15 protein-coding genes are annotated in these 21,164 nt (G+C 41.7%); 12 read left to right on the plus strand and 3 right to left on the minus strand.

Features of this window, described 5'->3' with window-relative positions:
* The first annotated feature begins 58 nt into the window (after positions 1-58).
* Positions 59-754 (plus strand): GNAT family protein, encoded by a 696-nt coding sequence (locus tag HT720_RS06230; protein WP_173274976.1) that lies wholly within the window; start codon positions 59-61, stop codon positions 752-754.
* Positions 755-765: 11 nt separating this feature from the next.
* Positions 766-1,182, plus strand: a complete 417-nt coding sequence (locus HT720_RS06235) for a GNAT family N-acetyltransferase (RefSeq protein ID WP_173274977.1) — start codon at positions 766-768, stop codon at positions 1,180-1,182.
* Between the two features lie 848 nt (positions 1,183-2,030).
* On the opposite strand, the gene HT720_RS06240 is transcribed toward HT720_RS06235, so the two are convergent.
* Together HT720_RS06240 and HT720_RS06245 are read right to left on the minus strand one after the other, a co-directional pair.
* Positions 2,031-2,123, minus strand: coding sequence for a type I toxin-antitoxin system Fst family toxin (locus HT720_RS06240; protein ID WP_000970294.1), 93 nt, complete (start codon positions 2,121-2,123; stop codon positions 2,031-2,033).
* A 341-nt stretch (positions 2,124-2,464) separates the two neighbouring features.
* Entirely contained in the window at positions 2,465-2,557 is a 93-nt protein-coding gene (locus tag HT720_RS06245; protein ID WP_000970382.1) for a type I toxin-antitoxin system Fst family toxin, read from the minus strand.
* A 133-nt stretch (positions 2,558-2,690) separates the two neighbouring features.
* Here HT720_RS06245 and ruvB point away from each other — a divergent pair, with 133 nt between their 5' ends.
* From ruvB to HT720_RS06290, 9 genes are all read left to right on the plus strand, one after another.
* On the plus strand, positions 2,691-3,689 hold the full coding sequence (gene ruvB, locus HT720_RS06250) for a Holliday junction branch migration DNA helicase RuvB (protein ID WP_078748265.1): 999 nt from the start codon (positions 2,691-2,693) through the stop codon (positions 3,687-3,689).
* Entirely contained in the window at positions 3,670-4,242 is a 573-nt protein-coding gene (locus tag HT720_RS06255) for a nucleotidyltransferase family protein (RefSeq protein ID WP_173274978.1), read from the plus strand. Before ruvB ends, HT720_RS06255 begins: the two co-directional genes overlap by 20 nt.
* A gap of 334 nt (positions 4,243-4,576) precedes the next feature.
* Positions 4,577-5,335, plus strand: a complete 759-nt coding sequence (locus HT720_RS06260) for an isoprenyl transferase (RefSeq protein ID WP_173274979.1) — start codon at positions 4,577-4,579, stop codon at positions 5,333-5,335.
* 8 nt (positions 5,336-5,343) lie between these two features.
* Positions 5,344-6,147, plus strand: coding sequence for a phosphatidate cytidylyltransferase (locus HT720_RS06265; protein ID WP_000189851.1), 804 nt, complete (start codon positions 5,344-5,346; stop codon positions 6,145-6,147).
* A 21-nt stretch (positions 6,148-6,168) separates the two neighbouring features.
* Entirely contained in the window at positions 6,169-7,428 is a 1,260-nt protein-coding gene (gene rseP, locus HT720_RS06270; RefSeq protein WP_173274980.1) for an RIP metalloprotease RseP, read from the plus strand.
* 12 nt (positions 7,429-7,440) lie between these two features.
* Complete coding sequence (locus HT720_RS06275; protein WP_173274981.1) at positions 7,441-9,294, plus strand: proline--tRNA ligase; 1,854 nt, start codon at positions 7,441-7,443, stop codon at positions 9,292-9,294.
* A gap of 98 nt (positions 9,295-9,392) precedes the next feature.
* A complete protein-coding gene (bglA, locus tag HT720_RS06280) occupies positions 9,393-10,772 on the plus strand; it encodes a 6-phospho-beta-glucosidase (RefSeq protein ID WP_173274982.1) in 1,380 nt (459 codons plus the stop codon).
* Between the two features lie 191 nt (positions 10,773-10,963).
* A complete protein-coding gene (gene glmS / locus HT720_RS06285; RefSeq protein WP_173274983.1) occupies positions 10,964-12,772 on the plus strand; it encodes a glutamine--fructose-6-phosphate transaminase (isomerizing) in 1,809 nt (602 codons plus the stop codon).
* 118 nt (positions 12,773-12,890) lie between these two features.
* A complete protein-coding gene (locus tag HT720_RS06290; RefSeq protein WP_173274984.1) occupies positions 12,891-13,940 on the plus strand; it encodes an Atu2307/SP_0267 family LLM class monooxygenase in 1,050 nt (349 codons plus the stop codon).
* Positions 13,941-14,292: 352 nt separating this feature from the next.
* Here HT720_RS06290 and HT720_RS06305 read toward each other — a convergent pair whose 3' ends face one another.
* Complete coding sequence (locus tag HT720_RS06305; RefSeq protein WP_240156325.1) at positions 14,293-18,417, minus strand: pullulanase; 4,125 nt, start codon at positions 18,415-18,417, stop codon at positions 14,293-14,295.
* 580 nt (positions 18,418-18,997) lie between these two features.
* On the opposite strand from HT720_RS06305, the gene HT720_RS06310 reads away from it, so the two are divergent.
* The gene (locus HT720_RS06310) at positions 18,998-20,995 is read left to right on the plus strand and encodes a thiol-activated cytolysin family protein (protein WP_173274985.1); all 1,998 of its coding nucleotides are present in this window, start codon (positions 18,998-19,000) and stop codon (positions 20,993-20,995) included.
* Positions 20,996-21,164: the final 169 nt, after the last annotated feature.

Here is a 21,164-nt window from a genome sequence, read left to right on the forward strand (position 1 = left end):
CTTATGAAAGTATGGTATACTATGGGCAACTATAAAGTTTGAAATTAGGGAGAAAGCTATGCCAGTAAATGAATATGGTCAGATGATTGGGGAGTCAATGGAAGGTTATACATCCGGTGCACTGCCTTCTATTGATTTCTTAGAAGGGCGTTATGCTCGGATAGAGGCTCTCTCGGTAGAAAAACATGCGGAGGATTTGCTAGCTGTTTATGGCCCTGATACGCCTCGGGAGATGTGGACTTACTTCTTTCAGGAGCCAGTAGCAGATATGGAGGAGTTGGTTAGCCTTTTAAACCAGATGTTGGCTCGTAAGGATCGTTTTTACTATGCGATTGTAGACAAGGCAACTGGTAAGGCTTTGGGAACTTTTTCTCTCATGCGCATTGACCAGAATAACCGAGTAATAGAAGTGGGAGCTGTCACTTTTTCTCCAGAGCTCAAGGGGACTCGGATTGGAACCGAAGCCCAGTATTTACTGGCTCGCTATGTCTTTGAGGAGCTGAACTATCGTCGTTATGAGTGGAAATGCGATGCCTTAAATCTGCCATCCAGACGAGCAGCGGAACGTTTAGGCTTTATTTATGAAGGAACCTTCCGTCAGGCAGTGGTTTATAAGGGACGGACGAGGGATACGGATTGGTTGTCTATGATTGATAAGGACTGGCCTCAAGTCAAAGCTCGTTTGGAAACATGGTTAGCTCCTGAAAATTTTGATAAAAATGGACAGCAGTACAAGAGCTTGAGAGAGCTTTAAGAGGTGTTGAGATGATTACTATTAAAAAGCAAGAAATTGTCAAGCTAGAGGATGTTTTGCATCTCTATCAGGCTGTCGGTTGGACAAATTATACCCATCAACCAGAGATGCTGGAGCAGGCCTTATCTCATTCATTAGTAATTTATCTGGCACTTGATGGTGATGCTGTAGTGGGCTTGATTCGTTTGGTTGGAGATGGTTTTTCATCAGTTTTTGTACAGGATTTGATTGTTTTGCCTAGCTATCAGCGTCAAGGGATTGGTAGTGCCTTGATGAAAGAGGCTTTAGAGTATTACAAAGATGCCTATCAAGTCCAGCTGGTGACAGAAGAGACAGAAAAAAACGTGGGATTTTATCGTTCTATGGGCTTTGAAATCTTATCCACCTATAATTGTATAGGAATGACTTGGATGAATCGAGAAAAATAATAAAACTTGTTTTTCTTAAGCAAAGTTTAAGGATGGTCTAGTATTATATAGTTATTAAATAAAGACCTCCTAACTTTATTTAATGAAATCCTAAAACTTTTTTTCATCATAATCTCCTAATGAAGTCACCCAATCAGGTGACTTTTTTGTGGGGTGAGGTGATGGTAATAGAATTTTTTTGTAAAATAGTAAAATATGAGAAAAGTTAAGCTAGTTTTAAGCTTTGTCTAGTATCATATAGTTATTAAATAAAGACCTCCTAACTTTATTTAATAAAATCCTAAACTTTTCTTTTTCATAATAATCTCCCTTAACTCCACCCAATCAGGTGGAGTTTTTTGGCTCTATTTCAGGCTTTTGGAGAGTTTTCTAAACATCATTTTCCGATATTTTTCGATATTTTTCGGATTTTGGTCGGGGAATTGGCGGGGACTTTTTGAGATTTTGGCGGGGATTTTTTAGCGAATATGGCTAAGAAATAGGTCTGTTGTCGCTTCAGCTATTTCAAACTCAATTTGATTGTAAGCGACTGTTAATTGAAGGACTGAAACTGCTGTAATAATGATTTTGCTTGTCCAGTAGTGGCGTATTAAATGAGGAGTGACATGTAAGGTTGTCTATTCGTTTACTAAATCAAAATTTCTATGAAATTGATAGAATCCCTAATTTTCTCTTAAACTTGAAAGTCTTGTTGTAAAGCGGTTAAAGCTTGAGAAGCTGAGGATGTAAAGTTTTGACAAATTTTGTGAACTGTGGGATAATGGAGAGGAATTAAGGATTAGTTCTATATCATGGACTAGAAAAGACCCCAAGCTCACGTCCAAATAAGCTTGGGGTCTTTTTTGACACTATCTATCTTTGTTTAGCCATTTATCGACTAAACGAAGGATGACACCGACCACAATCGGTCCGATGATAGTTTTAAGGATTAGTTCCATCATGGGCTATCTCACCTCCTTTCGTAGGCGGTGTAGTAGTGCCGTAGAATATTATACCACATAAGTGCTAAAGTCGGGAGTCACCCAATCTGGTGGAGTTTTTTTGCTCTATTTCAGGCTTTTGGGGACTATTTTAAACATCATTTTCCGATAACTTTTACTTAATCTTATAAACTTTATTGGACAGATTCTAAAGTTGGAGAAGCTGAATTGATGAAGATATAAACCTTTGACAAATTTTGTGAACTATGGGATAATAAACAGGAATTGAGTACTAGTTCTATATCATAGGCTAGAAAAGACCCCAAGCTCACGACCAAATAAGCTTGAGGTCTTTTTTGACACTATTTGTCCTTGTTTAGCCATTTATCGACTAATCGAAGAACGACACCGACCACAATTGGTCCGATGATAGTTTTGAGTACTAATTCCATCATGGGCTATCTCACCTCCTTTCGTAGGCGGTGTAGCAGTGTCGTAAAATATTATACCACATACATGCTAAACTTAGGAGTCACCCAATCGGGTGGCTTTTTTGTTTGTGGCTTGGATTTTTGATATAATAGAGCCATGAGTAGAATTTTAGACAATGAGATAATGGGGGATGAGGAGTTAGTAGAACGCACGCTCCGTCCTCAGTATTTACGTGAATATATTGGGCAGGATAAGGTTAAGGATCAGCTTCAAATCTTTATCGAAGCTGCTAAAATGCGGGATGAAGCGCTGGATCATGTGCTCTTATTTGGGCCTCCAGGTTTGGGGAAGACGACCATGGCCTTTGTTATTGCAAACGAACTGGGTGTTAATCTCAAGCAGACGTCGGGTCCTGTTATCGAAAAAGCTGGTGATCTGGTAGCGATTTTGAATGACTTAGAGCCTGGGGATGTCCTCTTTATTGACGAGATTCATCGCTTGCCCATGTCGGTGGAAGAGGTGCTTTATAGTGCCATGGAGGACTTCTACATTGACATCATGATTGGTGCTGGTGAAGGCAGTCGCAGTGTTCATTTGGAGTTGCCACCTTTTACCTTGATTGGTGCTACGACTCGGGCTGGTATGCTTTCCAATCCGCTACGGGCACGTTTTGGGATCACAGGTCATATGGAGTATTATGCCCATGCTGACTTGACAGAAATTGTTGAGCGGACAGCAGATATTTTTGAGATGGAAATCACTCATGAGGCGGCATCTGAGTTGGCCTTGCGTAGTCGTGGAACCCCTCGTATTGCCAATCGTCTCCTCAAGCGCGTGCGCGATTTTGCCCAGATTATGGGGAATGGGGTTATCGATGATCTTATTACCGCTAAGGCTCTGACCATGCTGGATGTTGACCATGAAGGTCTAGACTATGTGGATCAAAAAATCCTTCGCACCATGATTGAGATGTACGGTGGTGGTCCTGTTGGTCTAGGAACTCTTTCTGTTAACATAGCAGAAGAGCGTGAGACAGTTGAAGACATGTATGAACCCTACTTGATTCAAAAAGGCTTTATCATGAGGACACGTTCTGGACGGGTAGCGACTGCTAAAGCATATGATCACTTAGGTTATGAATATAATGAAAAATAAGCAAGAAATTCTAGAAGCTTTTAGAAAAAATCCAGATATGATGGCTATTCTGACTGTCATCCGAAACTTGGAGTTGAAAGATTCCTGGTTGGCAGCAGGTTCTGTCAGAAATTTCATCTGGAATCTCTTGTCAGACAAATCCCCCTTTGACTGTGAAACAGATGTAGATGTGATTTTCTTTGATTCAGATATTTCTTACGAGGAAACCTTGTCCCTAGAGAAAAAGCTGAGAGAGGACTTTCCTCAGTACCAGTGGGAATTGAAAAATCAAGTCTATATGCACCAGCACAGCCCTCATACTGCTCCCTATACCAGTTCCCGTGATGCTATGAGTAAGTATCCAGAACGATGTACGGCTGTTGGACTGCGCTTGACTGAAGAATCCGCTTTGGAACTCTTTACTCCTTACGGACTCGAGGATATTTTGAATTTTCAAGTTCGTCCAACTCCTCATTTCTTAGAAAATGAAGACCGAATGGAACTTTATCGAACACGTCTATCCAAGAAAAATTGGCGGGCGAAATGGAAAAATTTGATTTTTAAAAATACTTAAGGAAACTTTAAGCTAGGAAGTGTATACTAAGTACATAAGTTAAGAAGACCTTAACTTAAACTCCTAAAACTTTTTCATAATAATCTCCCTATAAAAAATAGAGTCGCCCAATCAGGCGACTTATTTTTTTGAAAAATGAGCTTGGTGCCTAAGAATAATACTCAATGAAAATCAAAGTGCAAACTAGGAAGCTAGCCNNAACACTGTTTTGAGGTTGCGGATAGAGCTGACATGGTTTGAAGAGATTTTCGAATAGTATAAATAGCTTAGTGATAGAAGAAAATAGGGAAATATGGTATAATGAAACGATAGATTTTTGAATAGGAATAAGATCATGTTTGGATTTTTTAAGAAAGATAAGGCTGTGGAAGTAGAGGTTCCGACACAGGTTCCTGCTCATATCGGCATCATCATGGATGGCAATGGCCGTTGGGCTAAAAAACGTATGCAACCGCGAGTTTTTGGACACAAGGCGGGCATGGAAGCATTGCAAACTGTGACCAAGGCAGCCAACAAACTAGGCGTTAAGGTGATTACGGTCTATGCTTTTTCTACGGAAAATTGGACCCGTCCAGATCAGGAAGTCAAGTTTATCATGAACTTGCCAGTAGAGTTTTATGATAATTATGTCCCGGAATTGCATGCGAATAATGTTAAGATTCAAATGATTGGGGAGACAGAACGCCTGCCTAAGCAAACTTTTGAAGCTCTGACCAAGGCTGAGGAATTGACTAAGAACAACACAGGTTTGATTCTTAATTTTGCCCTCAACTATGGTGGACGTGCTGAGATTACACAGGCTCTTAAGTTGATTTCTCAGGATGTGTTAGATGCCAAAATCAACCCAGGTGACATCACAGAGGAATTGATTGGCAACTATCTCTTCACCCAGCATTTGCCTAAGGACTTACGAGACCCAGACTTGATTATCCGTACCAGTGGAGAATTGCGTTTGAGCAATTTCCTTCCATGGCAGGGAGCCTACAGTGAGCTCTATTTTACGGATACCTTGTGGCCTGATTTTGACGAGGCGGCCTTGCAGGAAGCCATTCTTGCCTACAATCGTCGTCATCGCCGATTTGGAGGAGTTTAGGAGGAAATATGACACAGGATTTACAGAAAAGAACCTTGTTTGCAGGGATTGCCCTGGCTATTTTCCTACCGATTTTAATGATTGGGGGACTCTTGCTTCAGATAGCAATTGGAATCATAGCCATGCTAGCCATGCATGAACTTTTGAAGATGAGAGGTCTAGAGACCATGACGATGGAGGGCCTATTGACCCTCTTTGCAACCTTTGCTTTGACCATTCCCTTGGAGAATTACCTGACTTTTTTGCCAGTTGATGGGAATGTGGTTGCCTATAGTGTTTTGATTTCAATCATGTTAGGAACGACTGTGTTTAGCAAGTCGTATACGATTGAGGATGCGGTTTTCCCTCTTGCTATGAGTTTCTATGTGGGCTTTGGTTTTAATGCTCTATTAGATGCTAGAATTGCAGGTTTAGATAAGGCGCTATTAGCCTTGTGTATTGTTTGGGCAACAGACAGTGGTGCCTATCTTGTTGGGATGAACTATGGTAAACGAAAATTAGCTCCGACCGTTTCTCCAAATAAAACCTTTGAGGGTGCCTTGGGTGGTATTTTAGGTGCTATTTTAGTAACCATCATCTTTATGATAGTTGACAGTACAGTTGCTCTTCCGTATGGAATTTACAAGATGTCGGTCTTTGCTATTTTCTTTAGTGTGGCTGGACAATTTGGTGATTTACTAGAAAGTTCGATCAAGCGTCACTTTGGTGTCAAGGATTCTGGGAAATTTATCCCTGGACATGGTGGTGTTTTGGATCGTTTCGATAGTATGTTGCTTGTATTTCCAATCATGCACTTGTTTGGACTCTTTTAATCAAAAGACGGAGGAAATACTATGCTCGGAATTTTAACCTTTATTCTGGTTTTCGGGATTATTGTGGTGGTGCACGAGTTCGGACACTTCTACTTTGCCAAGAAATCAGGGATTCTAGTGCGTGAATTTGCCATCGGTATGGGGCCCAAAATCTTTGCTCACATTGGTAAGGATGGGACAGCCTACACTATTCGAATCTTGCCTCTGGGAGGCTACGTTCGTATGGCAGGTTGGGGTGATGATACAACTGAAATCAAGACAGGAACTCCTGTCAGTTTGACACTTACTGATGATGGTAAGGTTAAACGCATCAATCTTTCTGGTAAAAAGTTGGATCAAACGGCCCTCCCTATGCAGGTGACCCAATTTGATTTTGAAGACAAGCTTTTCATCAAGGGCTTGGTTCTGGAAGAAGAAAAAACATTTGCAGTGGATCACGATGCAACGGTTGTGGAAGCAGATGGAACGGAGGTTCGGATTGCACCTTTAGATGTTCAATATCAAAATGCGACTATCTGGGGGAAACTCATTACTAATTTTGCAGGCCCTATGAACAACTTTATCTTAGGTGTCGTTGTTTTCTGGATTTTAATCTTCATGCAGGGTGGTGTCAGAGATGTCGATACCAACCAGTTCCATATTATGCCCCAAGGTGCTTTGGCTAAGGTAGGAGTGCCAGAAACGGCTCAGATTACCAAGATTGGCTCACATGAGATTAGCAACTGGGAAAGTTTGATCCAGGCTGTGGAATCAGAAACCAAAGATAAGACGACCCCGACCTTGGATGTGACTATTTTTGAAAATGGTAGTGACAAACAAGTTACGGTTACTCCGGAAGAAAGTCAAGGCCGTTACCTTCTAGGTGTTCAACCGGGGATTAAGTCAGATTTTCTATCCATGTTTGTAGGTGGTTTTACAACTGCTGCTGACTCGGCCCTACGAATTTTATCAGCTCTGAAAAATTTGATTTTCCAACCGGATTTGAACAAGCTAGGTGGACCTGTTGCCATCTTTAAGGCAAGTAGTGATGCCGCTAAAAATGGAATTGAGAATGTCTTGTACTTCTTGGCAATGATTTCCATCAATATTGGGATTTTTAATCTTATTCCGATTCCAGCATTGGATGGTGGTAAGATTGTGCTCAATATCCTAGAAGCCATCCGCCGCAAACCATTGAAACAAGAAATTGAAACCTATGTCACCTTGGCCGGAGTGGTCATCATGGTTGTCTTGATGATTGCTGTGACTTGGAATGACATTATGCGACTCTTTTTTAGATAATCGAGGAATATTATGAAACAAAGTAAAATGCTTATCCCAACGCTTCGCGAAATGCCAAGCGATGCTCAAGTTATTAGTCACGCTCTTATGTTGCGTGCTGGTTATGTTCGTCAAGTATCAGCAGGTGTTTATTCATACTTACCACTTGCTAACCGTGTTATTGAGAAAGCTAAAAATATCATGCGCCAAGAATTCGACAAGATTGGGGCTGTTGAGATGTTGGCTCCAGCTCTTCTTAGTGCCGATCTTTGGCGTGAATCTGGCCGTTATGAAACCTACGGTGAAGACCTTTATAAACTAAAAAATCGTGAAAAATCAGACTTTATCCTAGGTCCAACCCACGAAGAGACATTTACAGCTATTGTCCGTGATTCTGTTAAGTCTTACAAGCAATTGCCACTCAACCTTTACCAAATCCAACCTAAGTATCGTGATGAAAAACGCCCACGTAATGGACTTCTCCGTACACGTGAGTTTATCATGAAGGATGCATACAGTTTCCACGCTAACTATGATAGCTTGGACAGTGTTTATGATGAGTATAAGGCTGCTTATGAGCGTATTTTCACTCGTAGTGGTTTAGATTTCAAGGCTATCATCGGTGACGGTGGAGCCATGGGTGGTAAGGACAGCCAAGAATTTATGGCCATTACACCTGCTCGTACAGACCTTGACCGCTGGGTTGTCTTGGACAAGTCAGTTGCCTCATTTGACGAAATTCCTGCAGAAGTGCAAGAAGAAATCAAGGCAGAATTGCTCAAATGGATGGTTTCTGGTGAAGATACCATTGCTTACTCAAGTGAGTCTAGCTATGCGGCTAACTTGGAAATGGCAACAAACGAGTACAAACCAAGCAACCGTGTTGTCGCTGAAGAAGAAGTGACTCGTGTTGCAACGCCAGATGTTAAATCAATCGATGAAGTTGCAACCTTCCTAAACGTCCCAGAAGAACAAACAATTAAAACCCTCTTCTACATGGCTGATGGTGAGCTTGTTGCAGCCCTTCTAGTTGGAAATGACCAGCTTAACGAAGTTAAGTTGAAAAACCACTTGGGAGCAGATTTCTTTGACGTTGCTAGTGAAGAAGAAGTGGCGAATCTTGTTCAAGCAGGATTTGGTTCACTTGGACCAGTTAGTTTGCCAGAGAATATTAAAATTATTGCAGACCGTAAGGTGCAAGATGTTCGCAATGCAGTGGTCGGTGCTAACGAAGATGGCTACCACTTGAAGGGTGTGAATCCAGGTCGTGATTTTACTGCAGAATATGTGGATATCCGTGAAGTTCGTGAGGGTGAAATTTCCCCAGACGGACAAGGTGTCCTTAACTTTGCGCGTGGTATCGAAATTGGTCACATCTTTAAACTCGGCACTCGCTATTCAGCAAGCATGGGAGCAGATGTTTTGGATGAAAATGGCCGTGCTGTGCCAATCATCATGGGATGTTACGGTATCGGTGTCAGCCGCCTCCTTTCAGCAGTGATGGAACAACACGCTCGTCTCTTTGTTAACAAAACGCCAAAAGGTGAATACCGTTACGCTTGGGGAATCAATTTCCCTAAAGAATTGGCACCATTTGATGTGCACTTGATTACTGTCAATGTCAAGGATGAAGAAGCGCAAGCCTTGACAGAAAAGCTTGAAGCAAGCTTGATGGGAGCTGGTTACGAAGTCTTGACAGATGACCGTAACGAACGTGTCGGTGTTAAGTTCAGCGATAGCGACTTGATTGGATTGCCAATCCGTATCACTGTTGGTAAAAAAGCGGCCGATGGCATCGTAGAAGTTAAGATTAAAGCGACTGGTGATACCATCGAAGTTCATGCAGATAACGTGCTTGAAACGCTTGAAATCCTCAGCAAGAAATAAAAACTATAATCAGAAGAAAAACAAGGAAAAAATGTAACTAGTTTTTGCCTTGTTTTTTCTGTATAATGGGAAAAATGAGTAGATAAAGAGGTAAATGTATGCTAAGATTTCCAAAGGATTTTGTCTGGGGATCCTCTACTTCTGGGCCGCAGACAGAAGGACGTATAGCTGGTGACGGTAAGGGAGATAATCTCTGGGATTATTGGTACCAAGTGGAGCCAAATCGTTACTATAATGGGATTGGTCCAGATAAGACATCGACCTTTTATGAAAACTGGGAAAAGGATATTGAGCTACTGGTAGAAACTGGTCACACAGCCTTTCGGACTTCTATTCAGTGGTCACGGATTTTTCCACAAGGGCGTGGAAAAGTCAATTCTCAAGGTGTGGATTTTTATCGTAAGGTCTTTGAGGCTATTAAGGCTAAGGGAATTCGTCTTTTAGTCAATCTTTATCATTTTGATCTGCCTTTTGCCCTTCAAGAAGCTGGTGATGGTTGGGAAAATAAGGCGACAGTCTCAGCCTATGAAGACTATGCTCGTTTTTGTTTTGAGACTTATGGAGATTTAGTAGATCAATGGATTACCTTTAACGAGCCCATCGTTCCAGTAGAATTTGGATATTTTTACGATGCCCATTATCCACATAAGGTGGATGCAGAAGCGGCGGTTAAAGTAGCCTATCACACACAATTAGCTAGCAGTCAGGCGGTTAAGGCTTGTCATGAACTTTTGCCAGACTCCAAGATTGGGATTGTCCTCAACTTGACACCGGCTTATCCACGTAGCCAGCATCCTGCTGATGTCAAGGCTGCTCATATTGCGGACCTCTTTCAGGCCCAATCTTTCTTAGATCCGTCTGTTTTGGGGACTTATCCACAGGAGTTGGTAGAAATCTTACATGAATACGGTCTCTTGCCTGATGCTACGGAGGAGGAGTTGGAAGTCATTCGTGACAATACAGTGGACTTCCTTGGTGTCAACTACTATCAACCTTTGCGTGTTATGGCTCCTCGATTTGCTAAGCATCCAGAGAGTCCACTCTTACCAGAACATTTTTACGAGCCTTATGTGATGCCTGGACGTAAAATCAATCCTCATCGTGGCTGGGAGATTTATGAGCAAGGGATTTATGACATCGCCCAAAATATCAAGGAAAATTATGGCAATATTGAGTGGATGTTGACAGAGAATGGTATGGGTGTTGAAGGGGAAGAAAAATTCCGTGAGAATGGAATGGTTCAAGATGATTACCGTATTGACTTTGTAAAAGGTCATCTTCGTGAACTTCACCGTGCTATTGAAGATGGAGCCAACTGTAAAGGATACTTAATCTGGACCTTTATTGATTGTTGGTCATGGCTCAATAGCTATAAAAACCGATATGGTCTAGTTGAGCTTGACTTGGAAACGCAAGAACGTCGTCTGAAAAAGTCAGGGTACTGGTTCAAGGAATTAAGCGATAATAATGGATTTTAAAAAGGACTCTGACTGATTATCCTAATTGGTCAGAGTTTTTTGGTTACAGGAGCTTAATTTGAACTATACCAATTTTTGCTCTTGACAAGTGAAAGAAACAAGTATATACTGTTTTTGCTGATTCTATAAAAGAAGAATTAGACTATACCAATTTTAAGGAGAAAGCACAGCTGGTCTGTGTCGTATATACTATGTGTGGAATTGTTGGTGTTGTTGGAAACACAAATGCAACTGATATTTTGATTCAAGGGCTTGAAAAGCTCGAATACCGTGGCTATGATTCTGCGGGAATTTTTGTCCTAGGTGGTGCTGAAAATCACCTAGTCAAGGCTGTCGGTCGTATCGCCGAATTGTCTGCCAAGACAGCTGAAGTTGAGGGAACAACTGGTATCGGACATACTCGTTGGGCTACTCACGGGAAACCAACGGAAGACAATGCTCACCCACACCGCTCTGAGACAGAACGTTTTGTCTTGGTTCACAATGGGGTGATTGAGAACTACCTTGAAATCAAGGAAGAATACCTTGCAGGTCACCACTTCAAAGGGCAAACAGATACGGAAATCGCCGTTCACTTGATTGGAAAATTTGCAGAAGAAGATGGCTTGTCAGTTCTTGAAGCCTTCAAAAAAGCTCTTCACATCATCCGTGGTTCTTATGCCTTTGCCTTGGTTGACTCACAAACTCCTGAAGTCATCTATGTGGCTAAGAATAAATCACCACTTTTGATTGGTCTTGGACAAGGCTACAACATGGTCTGCTCAGACGCCATGGCTATGATTCGTGAGACCAACCAATACATGGAAATTCATGACCAAGAGTTGGTCATCGTCAAGGCTGATAGTGTGGAAGTTCAAGACTATGATGGCAATAGTCGTGAGCGTGCTAGTTACACTGCTGAACTTGACTTGTCAGATATCGGTAAGGGAACTTACCCTTACTACATGCTCAAGGAAATCGATGAGCAACCAACGGTTATGCGTAAACTCATCCAAGCCTACACAGATGAGGCTGGTCAAGTTGTCGTAGACCCAGCTATCATCAAGGCTGTTCAAGACGCAGACCGCATCTACATCCTTGCAGCTGGAACATCTTACCACGCAGGATTTGCTTCTAAGAAGATGCTGGAAGAATTGACAGATACACCAGTAGAACTTGGAATTTCATCTGAGTGGGGCTATGGTATGCCACTTCTCAGCAAGAAACCACTCTTCATCTTTATCAGTCAGTCTGGTGAAACAGCGGATAGCCGTCAGGTTTTGGTTAAGGCTAATGAAATGGGTATCCCAAGCTTGACAGTGACAAACGTACCAGGTTCAACTCTTTCTCGTGAAGCCAACCATACCATGCTCCTTCATGCAGGTCCTGAAATTGCCGTAGCCTCAACCAAGGCTTATACAGCGCAAATCGCAGCCCTTGCCTTCCTTGCAAAAGCAGTCGGAGAAGCAAATGGTAATACTAAAGCGCAAGCCTTTGATTTGGTGCATGAGTTGTCAATCGTAGCCCAGTCTATCGAATCAACTCTTTCAGAGAAAGAAACCATTGAAGCCAAGGTTCGTGAACTTCTTGAAACAACTCGCAACGCCTTTTATATTGGGCGTGGTCAAGATTACTACGTAGCTATGGAAGCAAGCCTTAAACTCAAAGAGATTTCTTACATCCAGTGTGAAGGCTTTGCGGCAGGAGAACTCAAGCACGGAACTATTGCCTTGATTGAAGAAGGAACACCTGTCTTGGCCCTCTTGTCAGATCCAGTCCTTGCCAACCATACTCGTGGAAATATCCAAGAGGTCGCAGCCCGTGGAGCCAAGGTTCTCACTATCGCAGAAGAGAATGTTGCCAAAGAGACAGACGACATCGTGCTTACGACTGTACACCCATACCTCTCACCAATTTCAATGGTTGTACCAACGCAATTGGTCGCTTACTTTGCAACCCTTCACCGTGGACTTGATGTGGACAAACCACGTAACCTTGCTAAATCAGTAACGGTAGAATAAGCTAAAAAAGTCTAGTTATCTAGGCTTTTTCTTGTGAGCAAATCGGTTGATTGTCTTCAAGATTAGTGTTAGAATAATTTTTCAAAATGAAGGACAGAGGTAGACAAGGAGAATCACTGTGGTAGAATTGGGAATTTCAACATTTGGGGAAACAACGGAACTTGAAGGGACTGGCCAGACTTACAGTCATGCCGAACGCATTCGCCAGTTGGTGGCGGAGATTGAACTGGCTGACAAGGTTGGTTTGGATGTATATGGGATTGGCGAGCACCATCGAGCGAATTTTGCGGTATCAGCCCCAGAGATTATCCTGGCAGCTGGGGCAGTCAATACCAAGAAAATCCGTTTGACCAGCGCAGTCAGCATTCTCTCGAGCATGGATCCGATTCGTTTGTTCCAACAGTATGCCACTATCGATGCTTTGTCAAATGGACGAGCGGAGATTATGGCTGGAAGGGGTTCTTTCACGGAATCTTTTCCCTTGTTTGGATATGATTTGAAAGACTACGAAGCCCTTTTTGATGAGAAATTAGACTTGCTTCAATTAGTCAATGAAAAGACCAAGTTAGACTGGCAAGGTCGATTGACCCAAACGATTGCTGGTAAAGAAGTTTATCCTCGTCCAGTTCAGGACAAATTACCCTTGTGGATAGCGACAGGTGGTCATGTCGAATCAACAGTGAAGATTGCTCAGGCAGGTCTACCGATTGTCTATGCCATTATCGGTGGCAATCCTCGTTATTTTAAAAAGTTTATTCAGGCTTATCGTGAGATTGGGAGCGAAGCGGGCCATGCCAGTCAGGAACTAAAGGTTGGGGCTCATTCTTGGGGTTGGATTGCTGAGGATGGCGAGCAGGCGGTGAAAGATTATTTCCATCCGACCAAGCAAGTGGTGGATGCTATTTCTAAAGACCGTCCGCACTGGCAGGAATTGCGTTATGAGCAATATTTAGAGCAAGTAGGACCAAATGGCGCCATGTTTGTGGGCAATCCAGATCAGGTGGCAGAAAAATTGATTCGCATGATTAAGGATTTAGGTTTGGACCGCTTTATGTTGCACCTACCTCTTGGTTCTATGCCTCATGAACAAGTCCTGAGAGCTATTGAACTCTTCGGCACACAAGTGGCACCAAAAGTACGGGCTTACTTTGCCATGAAAGAGGCTTAATAAAAAATCCTCATCAGGCCTATTAGGACAATAAATATTGTACAAAAATCAATCCCCCGAGCGTTAAGACTTGGGGGATTGTTCTATAGGAGGGCTAGTTTATACTCTTCAAAAATCTCTTCAAACCACGTCGGTTTCCATCTGTAACCTCAAAGCAGTGCTTTGAGCAGACTGCGGCTAGTTTGCTCTTTGATTTTCATTGAGTTTTAGTTCTCTTTTTTGTTTTTTAGCAAGAATCCGAGACCTAGAAGGGCAAGGAGGTTGATTCCTGCCAACAGGAATTTGTTATCGTTGAGCTTCCTGTATTTGGATTAGTTATATCTAGCTATGCAAAGGTTATACAGTAGCAGTTTTAGCTAACCCATTCACCGTTTTCATTGACCAAATATCCTTCAACTCTTGTATTAACTGCAAGTTTACCTGATGAATCAACATAGTACCATTTGCCAGAAACTTCAAACCATTGATTTTCTTTCATAGCTCCTGATGGATCTAGATAGTACCAAGTATCTCCATCTTTTACCCAACCAGTTGACATAGAGCCGTTACTATTTAGGAAGTACCAAACATTGCCATCTTTCACCCAACCAGTTACCATAGAGCCATCATCTTTTAGATAATACCAAGTATCTCCATCTTTCACCCAACCAGTAGCTAGAGAACCATCTGCTTTATGGAGATACCAGATACCATTTTCTTGTTTCCAACTAGCTTTAGTTGCCTGATTTGGAGTTTCCGGTTTCTTATTTGTATAAGCTGGGGTGTAGGAAGTTACAATAGCTTGTGTAGAAGTAGCTGGAAGTGATTGAGTATTATTGTCTTTATGTGGTTGTGAAGCTTGTGAATCAGTTGTAGCTTGGCTAGGTTTATTTTCTGAATCAGCTACTGTTGCAGATGGTTTAGTAGAATCAGGTTTAGCTTCTGGAGCTGGATCTTGATGTGCAGGGTGAGAAGCTTCATTTTGATGTTCAGGCTTGGAAGGGGTTGAGTCAGGTTTCTCTTCTGCAGTTGACTCATGGCTAGTTCCACTTTGAGAGACTCGAAGAACAGTAGCTGTAAGGGCATTCAATTTCAAGCCTTTTTCAGTCCATTCAAGTCCTTGAGGGTTGGTAATTCCGACTGGCCCTGCTTGGTTTTCATCTGCTAAAATTTCAGCATTTCTGAGGTGGGCAAAGGCAGTTCCCAAATTAAATTCACGAGCTTTTTCGTCCGCATTGACAAAGACTGCGTAGATATCACCGTTTGGAGCAGTAATTTGGTAGCCAATTACTACATCCTCTTTTTCTACACCATTTTGACCTGGGACAGTGATGAGGTGTACACGGTCTTTGATATCTTGGAGACTCTTAAGTCGGAAGGCATCTGTAGATTGACGAAGGGCAATCAACCCTTTCATATAGTCACGGCTCTTGACATTTTCAGGATATGCTTTTCCATCTGTAGCCTTAGTCCAGTCAAACTTGTTGACTGCATCGCTAGAATCGTAAGAGTCATGGATGAAGTAAGGATAGTCAAATGGATTCCCGTCCTTATCACGCAACAAGTGAGATTTGTTTGGTTGTTTGTCCTCTGCTACTGGAGTCTTGTAGGCTGGGTCACGGAATTGTTTAGTGCGACCATATTCCTGACCAGAGTGGATAAATGGAGTTCCTTGAGCTGTCAAGACCATGAGGTTTCCAAGTCGCAAACGACGGTGGATTTCAGCATAGTTCTCAGCCTTGCTTGGGTCTTTTTTGATAGACTGGGCAATGATGTCAAAGAGGGTCAAGTTATCATGGGCTGCGATGTATTGGATGACATCTCCAGGGCTGTCTGCTTCAAAGTTGGTTGGTTGAGCAATGAGATTTTTGAAGACAGTGTTGACATCACGCTTGCCACCTGTGATAAAGGCAGGTTGACCTTCGTTTGGATAACCAGACTTGAGGTTGTTGCGGATGTCATCTGAGAAGACAGCGACAGTATCGGTATGTTTCATCCAATCTTGGTCAGCAGCTTTAGTAGGCATGTTTTCATCGCCAGCATAGGTTCTCCAACCTTCACCAAGCATGATGAGGTTTGGATTGAGGGCGCGTGCAGCCTTGTAAGCTTCTTCGATAGAAGCCGCATCGTGGTCTCCCATCATATCGAAGCGGAATCCATCCACTTTGTAGGTATCAACTAGATATTTGATAGAGTCAACTAGAATTCGTTTGGTCATATGGTGGGTTGTTCCTAAACGTCCACCACCAAAGCTAGTTCGAGGTGTGCCATCTGCATCCATAAAGTGGTAGTAGTTTGGCTCTAGGTCTTCGAAGATATCGACTTTAGCTGTATGGTTATACACTACATCCAGGATAGCTCCCATGCCACGTTTGTGGATTTCGTTGATGAGGTTTTTAAATTCTGCGATTCGTTTTTCTGGATTTTTAGGATCGCTTGAATACATACCAGTCAATGAGAAGTAGTTTTGAGGGTCATATCCCCAGTTGTAGTTGCTGTTGCTTGAAGCATAGTCAGACAAGCGTTCATGGTTCTTCAATTCATTGACAAAGTAGTAAGACAAGACTGGAAGGAGCTGGATGTGGGTTACACCCAAGTCTTTGAGGTAGTCTAGTTTTTCGATAAAGGCTTCAAAGGTACCAAATGGTTTGGTCAAGTCTTTTGCGATAGCGGAATCTGAAGTGAAGTCACGCACATGAGCTTCGTAGATAACGGCATCTTCACGAGTCTTGAAGTTGTGAATCTTACCATAAGTTAAGTCTTGAGGTCCTAGTTTGGCTGGATTTACAAAGGCAGCTTTAGCCACTTTATGGGAAGCGTCTGTTTTTGCAAGATCACTATTCCAAGCAGCGAGGGATTTAGCGTAAGGATCGAGTGCAAGAACAGTTTTACCCTGACGCTCGATTTGGTATTGATAATAGTAGCCAGTGAAATCTGTGATTCCTAATTTGTTTGTGCTATCTAGAGTTTGTTTCCAAGTTCCTCTTTCTCCTTTTTCAAGAGCGACAGTTCCAACTACTTTGTCAGGGTCATTCTTGTCGTAGACAACGACAGAAACCTTATCAGCACTTGGTGACCAGAGGGTCAAATCAACCTGTTTTCCTTCTTCTTTGAGATCGGCTCCAAGTTTGCCATCATAGCTATAAGTCTCATCTTTCAGACGCCAGCTTGTTTTGGTAGTGAAGTGGTCGGAATTGTAGCTAACAGTATAGGGATGTTTTGTGTCAGAGAAATCTCCGCTGTAGGTCACTTTCTTACCAGCTTCATCGATTGCAACATCGGTGATAGTTACTTTGTTTCCTAGGTGATTAGTGATGTTGGAGTGCTTGAGGATATCCTCTTTTTTAGCACCAACAAGTGTTGAAAAACTACTTTCAATGCTAGAAGTGCCTACGTGTTGGGCACCTGTCATACGGATATCATGAACATAGTATGGATTTGTGTAAATCGATTCGTCATCGTCTTTTAGGAAAATTTGGCTATGATTTTTCAAATCTGTGAACTTATAATCTTCTTTACGGATTTTCACATCGTCTCCTTGTTTGCTCTCATCTAATAGTAAAAATCCAAATTCTTTGGCGGCATCCTTAAGAGGAATGTCGATATAGCGGCCGTATTTGCCTGTAGCAGTAAAGTCTGTTCCGTCAGGCCATTGAGCGCTACTTGGATTTTTCACATCTCCCCAGTACCAGAGAGATTTCTTGTCATAGTTGCCATCTGTACGGTAGTAGTTGACGCGAACAGTTCCTGCAGGTTGTGGCTCGTAAGAGAAGACCTTGTAATCTTGGTCTAACCAAGCCTCATTCATCTTTGGTGCCAGTTTTTCTACAGATTTATCGCCGGTTAGATTTTTTCCAGCTGTATTGTTGATGAGAAAGCTAATTTTCTTAGCTTGTTCTCCCTTTAATTTGACATCTAGGTAGTAGCCGTAGTCGTCTTTTTTGGCATCCTTAAAGGACAAGGCTCCGTTTGGCCAATTTTCAGATGGTTTTTCAACATCATCCCAAGTCCATAGTCCTTGAGAATCCTTGTTTTCTTCAGGAAGTTTTTTGACATGGATACGGAAGTAGTTGTCTTCGATTGGCTCTTCTGCCTTAGTTTCAGTTGCTACTGGACTAGTAGAAGTAGTTGGCTCATTTGAACGATCTTGTCCGGTTTGTGGTGCTGAATCGGCTGAAGTTGCAGCAGGAGTTGTTGGCTCTGTTGCAGGTTTTTCTTCTGTTTTCTCTAGGGAAGCGTTTGCATTATTAGGTGAAGAAAAATCGCTTTCGTTCTTGCCAGCGATGTTTGTTGCATCAGTAAGAGGTTGGGCAAGGGCAGTAGTGGTTTCACTATTACTTGCGTTAGTGGTTAGTGTACTTTCGTTGGCTGAGATAGTTGACGTAGCCATAGCAAGTAGGACAAGGCTTGCGCCGATAAGGACAGAACCAGTTCCATTTTTGAGGGAACGGATGCTGTAGACCATTTTTTTCTCAGTTTGAGATGGTGTTTTTCTCATAATGATTCTCCAATCAATAAATTTCTATATCAGTATAGCATGTAGCAAAATAATATGCAAGCGTTTTCTTTGGTTTGTCAAAGAAATTCTTACTTTTGAGAAGTTTTCCGTATTATTTTATATATCAGTATAAATAATGGAAATAATACTCAATGAAAATCAAAGAGCAAACTAGGAAACTAGCCGCAGGCTGTACTTGAGTACGGCAAGGCGACGTTGACGTGGTTTGAATTTGATTTTCGAAGAGTATAAAAATGTCACATAAGACAAGACGTATTATTAGGAAGAGGATATGTTCCCAGCTATTTTTATTCAGAAATTGCTCTCTAATATTTCTTTAAAAAGTTCATCTAGTGAAACTATAAATAGGAAGAGAAAAAGCTAGCCCTTCTCAAGTTTTATCTAGTTTCCAAACTATAGTATTTACTGGAAATCTAAAGAAAATATCAGAAAAATTCAGCAAACGTTTTCTTCTTATTTTCTTGACTTTTTTGCTGATTTGTGCTTGACTTTTACTTGAAATTTGATAAACTATAGACAAATAGGAAAACGTATTCATTTAAAAACGGAGGAATAAGGAATGAATCAAGAAAAACGTTTGCATCGCTTTGTCAAAAAGTGTGGACTCGGTGTGTGTAGTGCTGTTGTTGCGGCCTTTTTATTGAGCGCTCAGGGAGTAGCTTTGGCTACAGAGCAAGGGAATCGTCCAGTTGAGACAGAAAACATCGCTCGTGGAAAACAAGCTAGTCAAAGTTCTACTGCTTATGGAGGAGCTGCTACACGAGCAGTGGATGGTAATGTTGATAGTGACTATGGGCACCATTCTGTAACGCATACAAACTTTGAAGACAATGCTTGGTGGCAAGTCGATCTTGGAAAAACAGAGAATGTTGGAAAAGTTAAACTTTACAATCGTGGAGATGGGAATGTAGCTAATCGTCTTTCTAATTTTGATGTTGTTTTGTTAAATGAAGCAAAACAAGAAGTTGCTCGTCAACACTTTGATAGTTTGAGTGGGAAGCCAGAACTTGAAGTTTTCTTCACAGCCAAAGGCGCTCGTTATGTAAAAGTGGAGTTGAAAACTAAAAATACCCCATTGAGCTTGGCAGAAGTGGAAGTATTTCGTTCAGCAACAACTCAAGTTGGACAGGATAGAACTGCACCAGTAGTAGATCAAACATCAGCATTGAAAGACTACCTTTTTGGCTTAACTTATAATCCTTTAGATATTTTAATTCGCAAGGGAGAAACCTTAGAAAATCGCTACAACACAAGTGCTAAGGAACAAAATGGAGAGTTTGTCGTTGTAGAAAAAATCAAGAAAACCCTCTCTACAGGCACAGCAGATGTTTCCATCAATGGAAATCAAAATGTCTTCCTAGGTGGCTTGTATAAAGCAAACCAAAATCTGCTAGAAAATCAGCCAGAATTGATTAGTCTTGCCCGTGCAAAGGGGACAGTCAGCGTCGATTTACCTGGTATGATTCAGTCTGACAGCCGAATTGAAGCAGATCCTACAACTAGTGGTATGCAGTCTGCGATGAATACCTTGGTTGAAAGATGGACAAAGAATTACTCATCTAGCCATTCCGTTCCTGCCCGTGTTCAGTATGAATCAACTACAGCCTATAGCATGAATCAATTGAAAGCAAAATTTGGTGCAGACTTTGAAAAAGCAGGTGCACCGCTCAAGATTGACTTTGAGGCTGTGCAAAAGGGTGAAAAGCAAATTGAAGTTGTAAACTTTAAACAAATCTACTATACAGCGACATTTGATGCACCGACCAATCCAGCGGCTGTATTTGACAAGAGTGTGACACCTGAAGATTTAAAACAAAGAGGTGTTGATTCACAAACTCCACCTGTATATGTATCAAACGTTTCTTACGGACGTCAAATCTATGTTAAGTTTGAGTCAGCAAGTAAGTCTACTGAATTAAAAGCAGCTATTAATGCGGTTATTAAAGGCGCAACAATTGCTCCAAATTCTGAATGGAGCCGTCTATTGAAGAATACTTCTGTAACAGCGGTAATTGTAGGAGGTAATGCTAGCGGTGCCGCCAAAGTTGTCACAGGAACAGTCGAAAACTTGAAGGAACTCATCAGAGAAGGAGCTAACTTTAGCGCTCAAAGTCCAGCTGTGCCAATCTCATATAAGACTGCCTTCCTAAAAGATAATGCCCAAGCAACTTTACAAAATAGTACAGACTATATCGAAACGAAGGTTACTTCTTACAAAAATGGCTTCTTGAAACTTCATCATAAGGGTGCTTATGTTGCGCGTTACTACATCTATTGGGATGAAATTACATATGATGAACAAGGAAATCCAGAAATCCGTTCACGTCAATGGGAAGATAACGGAAAAAACAGAACTTCAGGCTTCCAAACAGAGATTCAATTTAGAGGAAATGTCCGTAATCTTCGCATCAAGGTTCAAGAAAAGACAGGTCTTGTATGGGAACCATGGCGTACAGTTTACAACCGCACAGACTTACCACTAGTACAACAACGTACAATTACACATTGGGGAACAACTCTAAACCCTAAAGTTGATGAAAAAATTGTGAATGAGTAACGATTTGATTTACTTGATTCGATAGTAAACAGTGAAGAGGAGGAACTTCGATTTCTCCTCTTTTATGATTGACTTTTGAGAGAATGAAAAGATGAAAAGGGTAACTTCTATAGCAGATTGAAACTAGAATAGTACGTTGTTGCTATTAAAACATTTCTAGAAATTAAGT

This window comes from Streptococcus sp. 68 (genome assembly GCF_013277415.1).
Lineage (GTDB): Bacteria > Bacillota > Bacilli > Lactobacillales > Streptococcaceae > Streptococcus.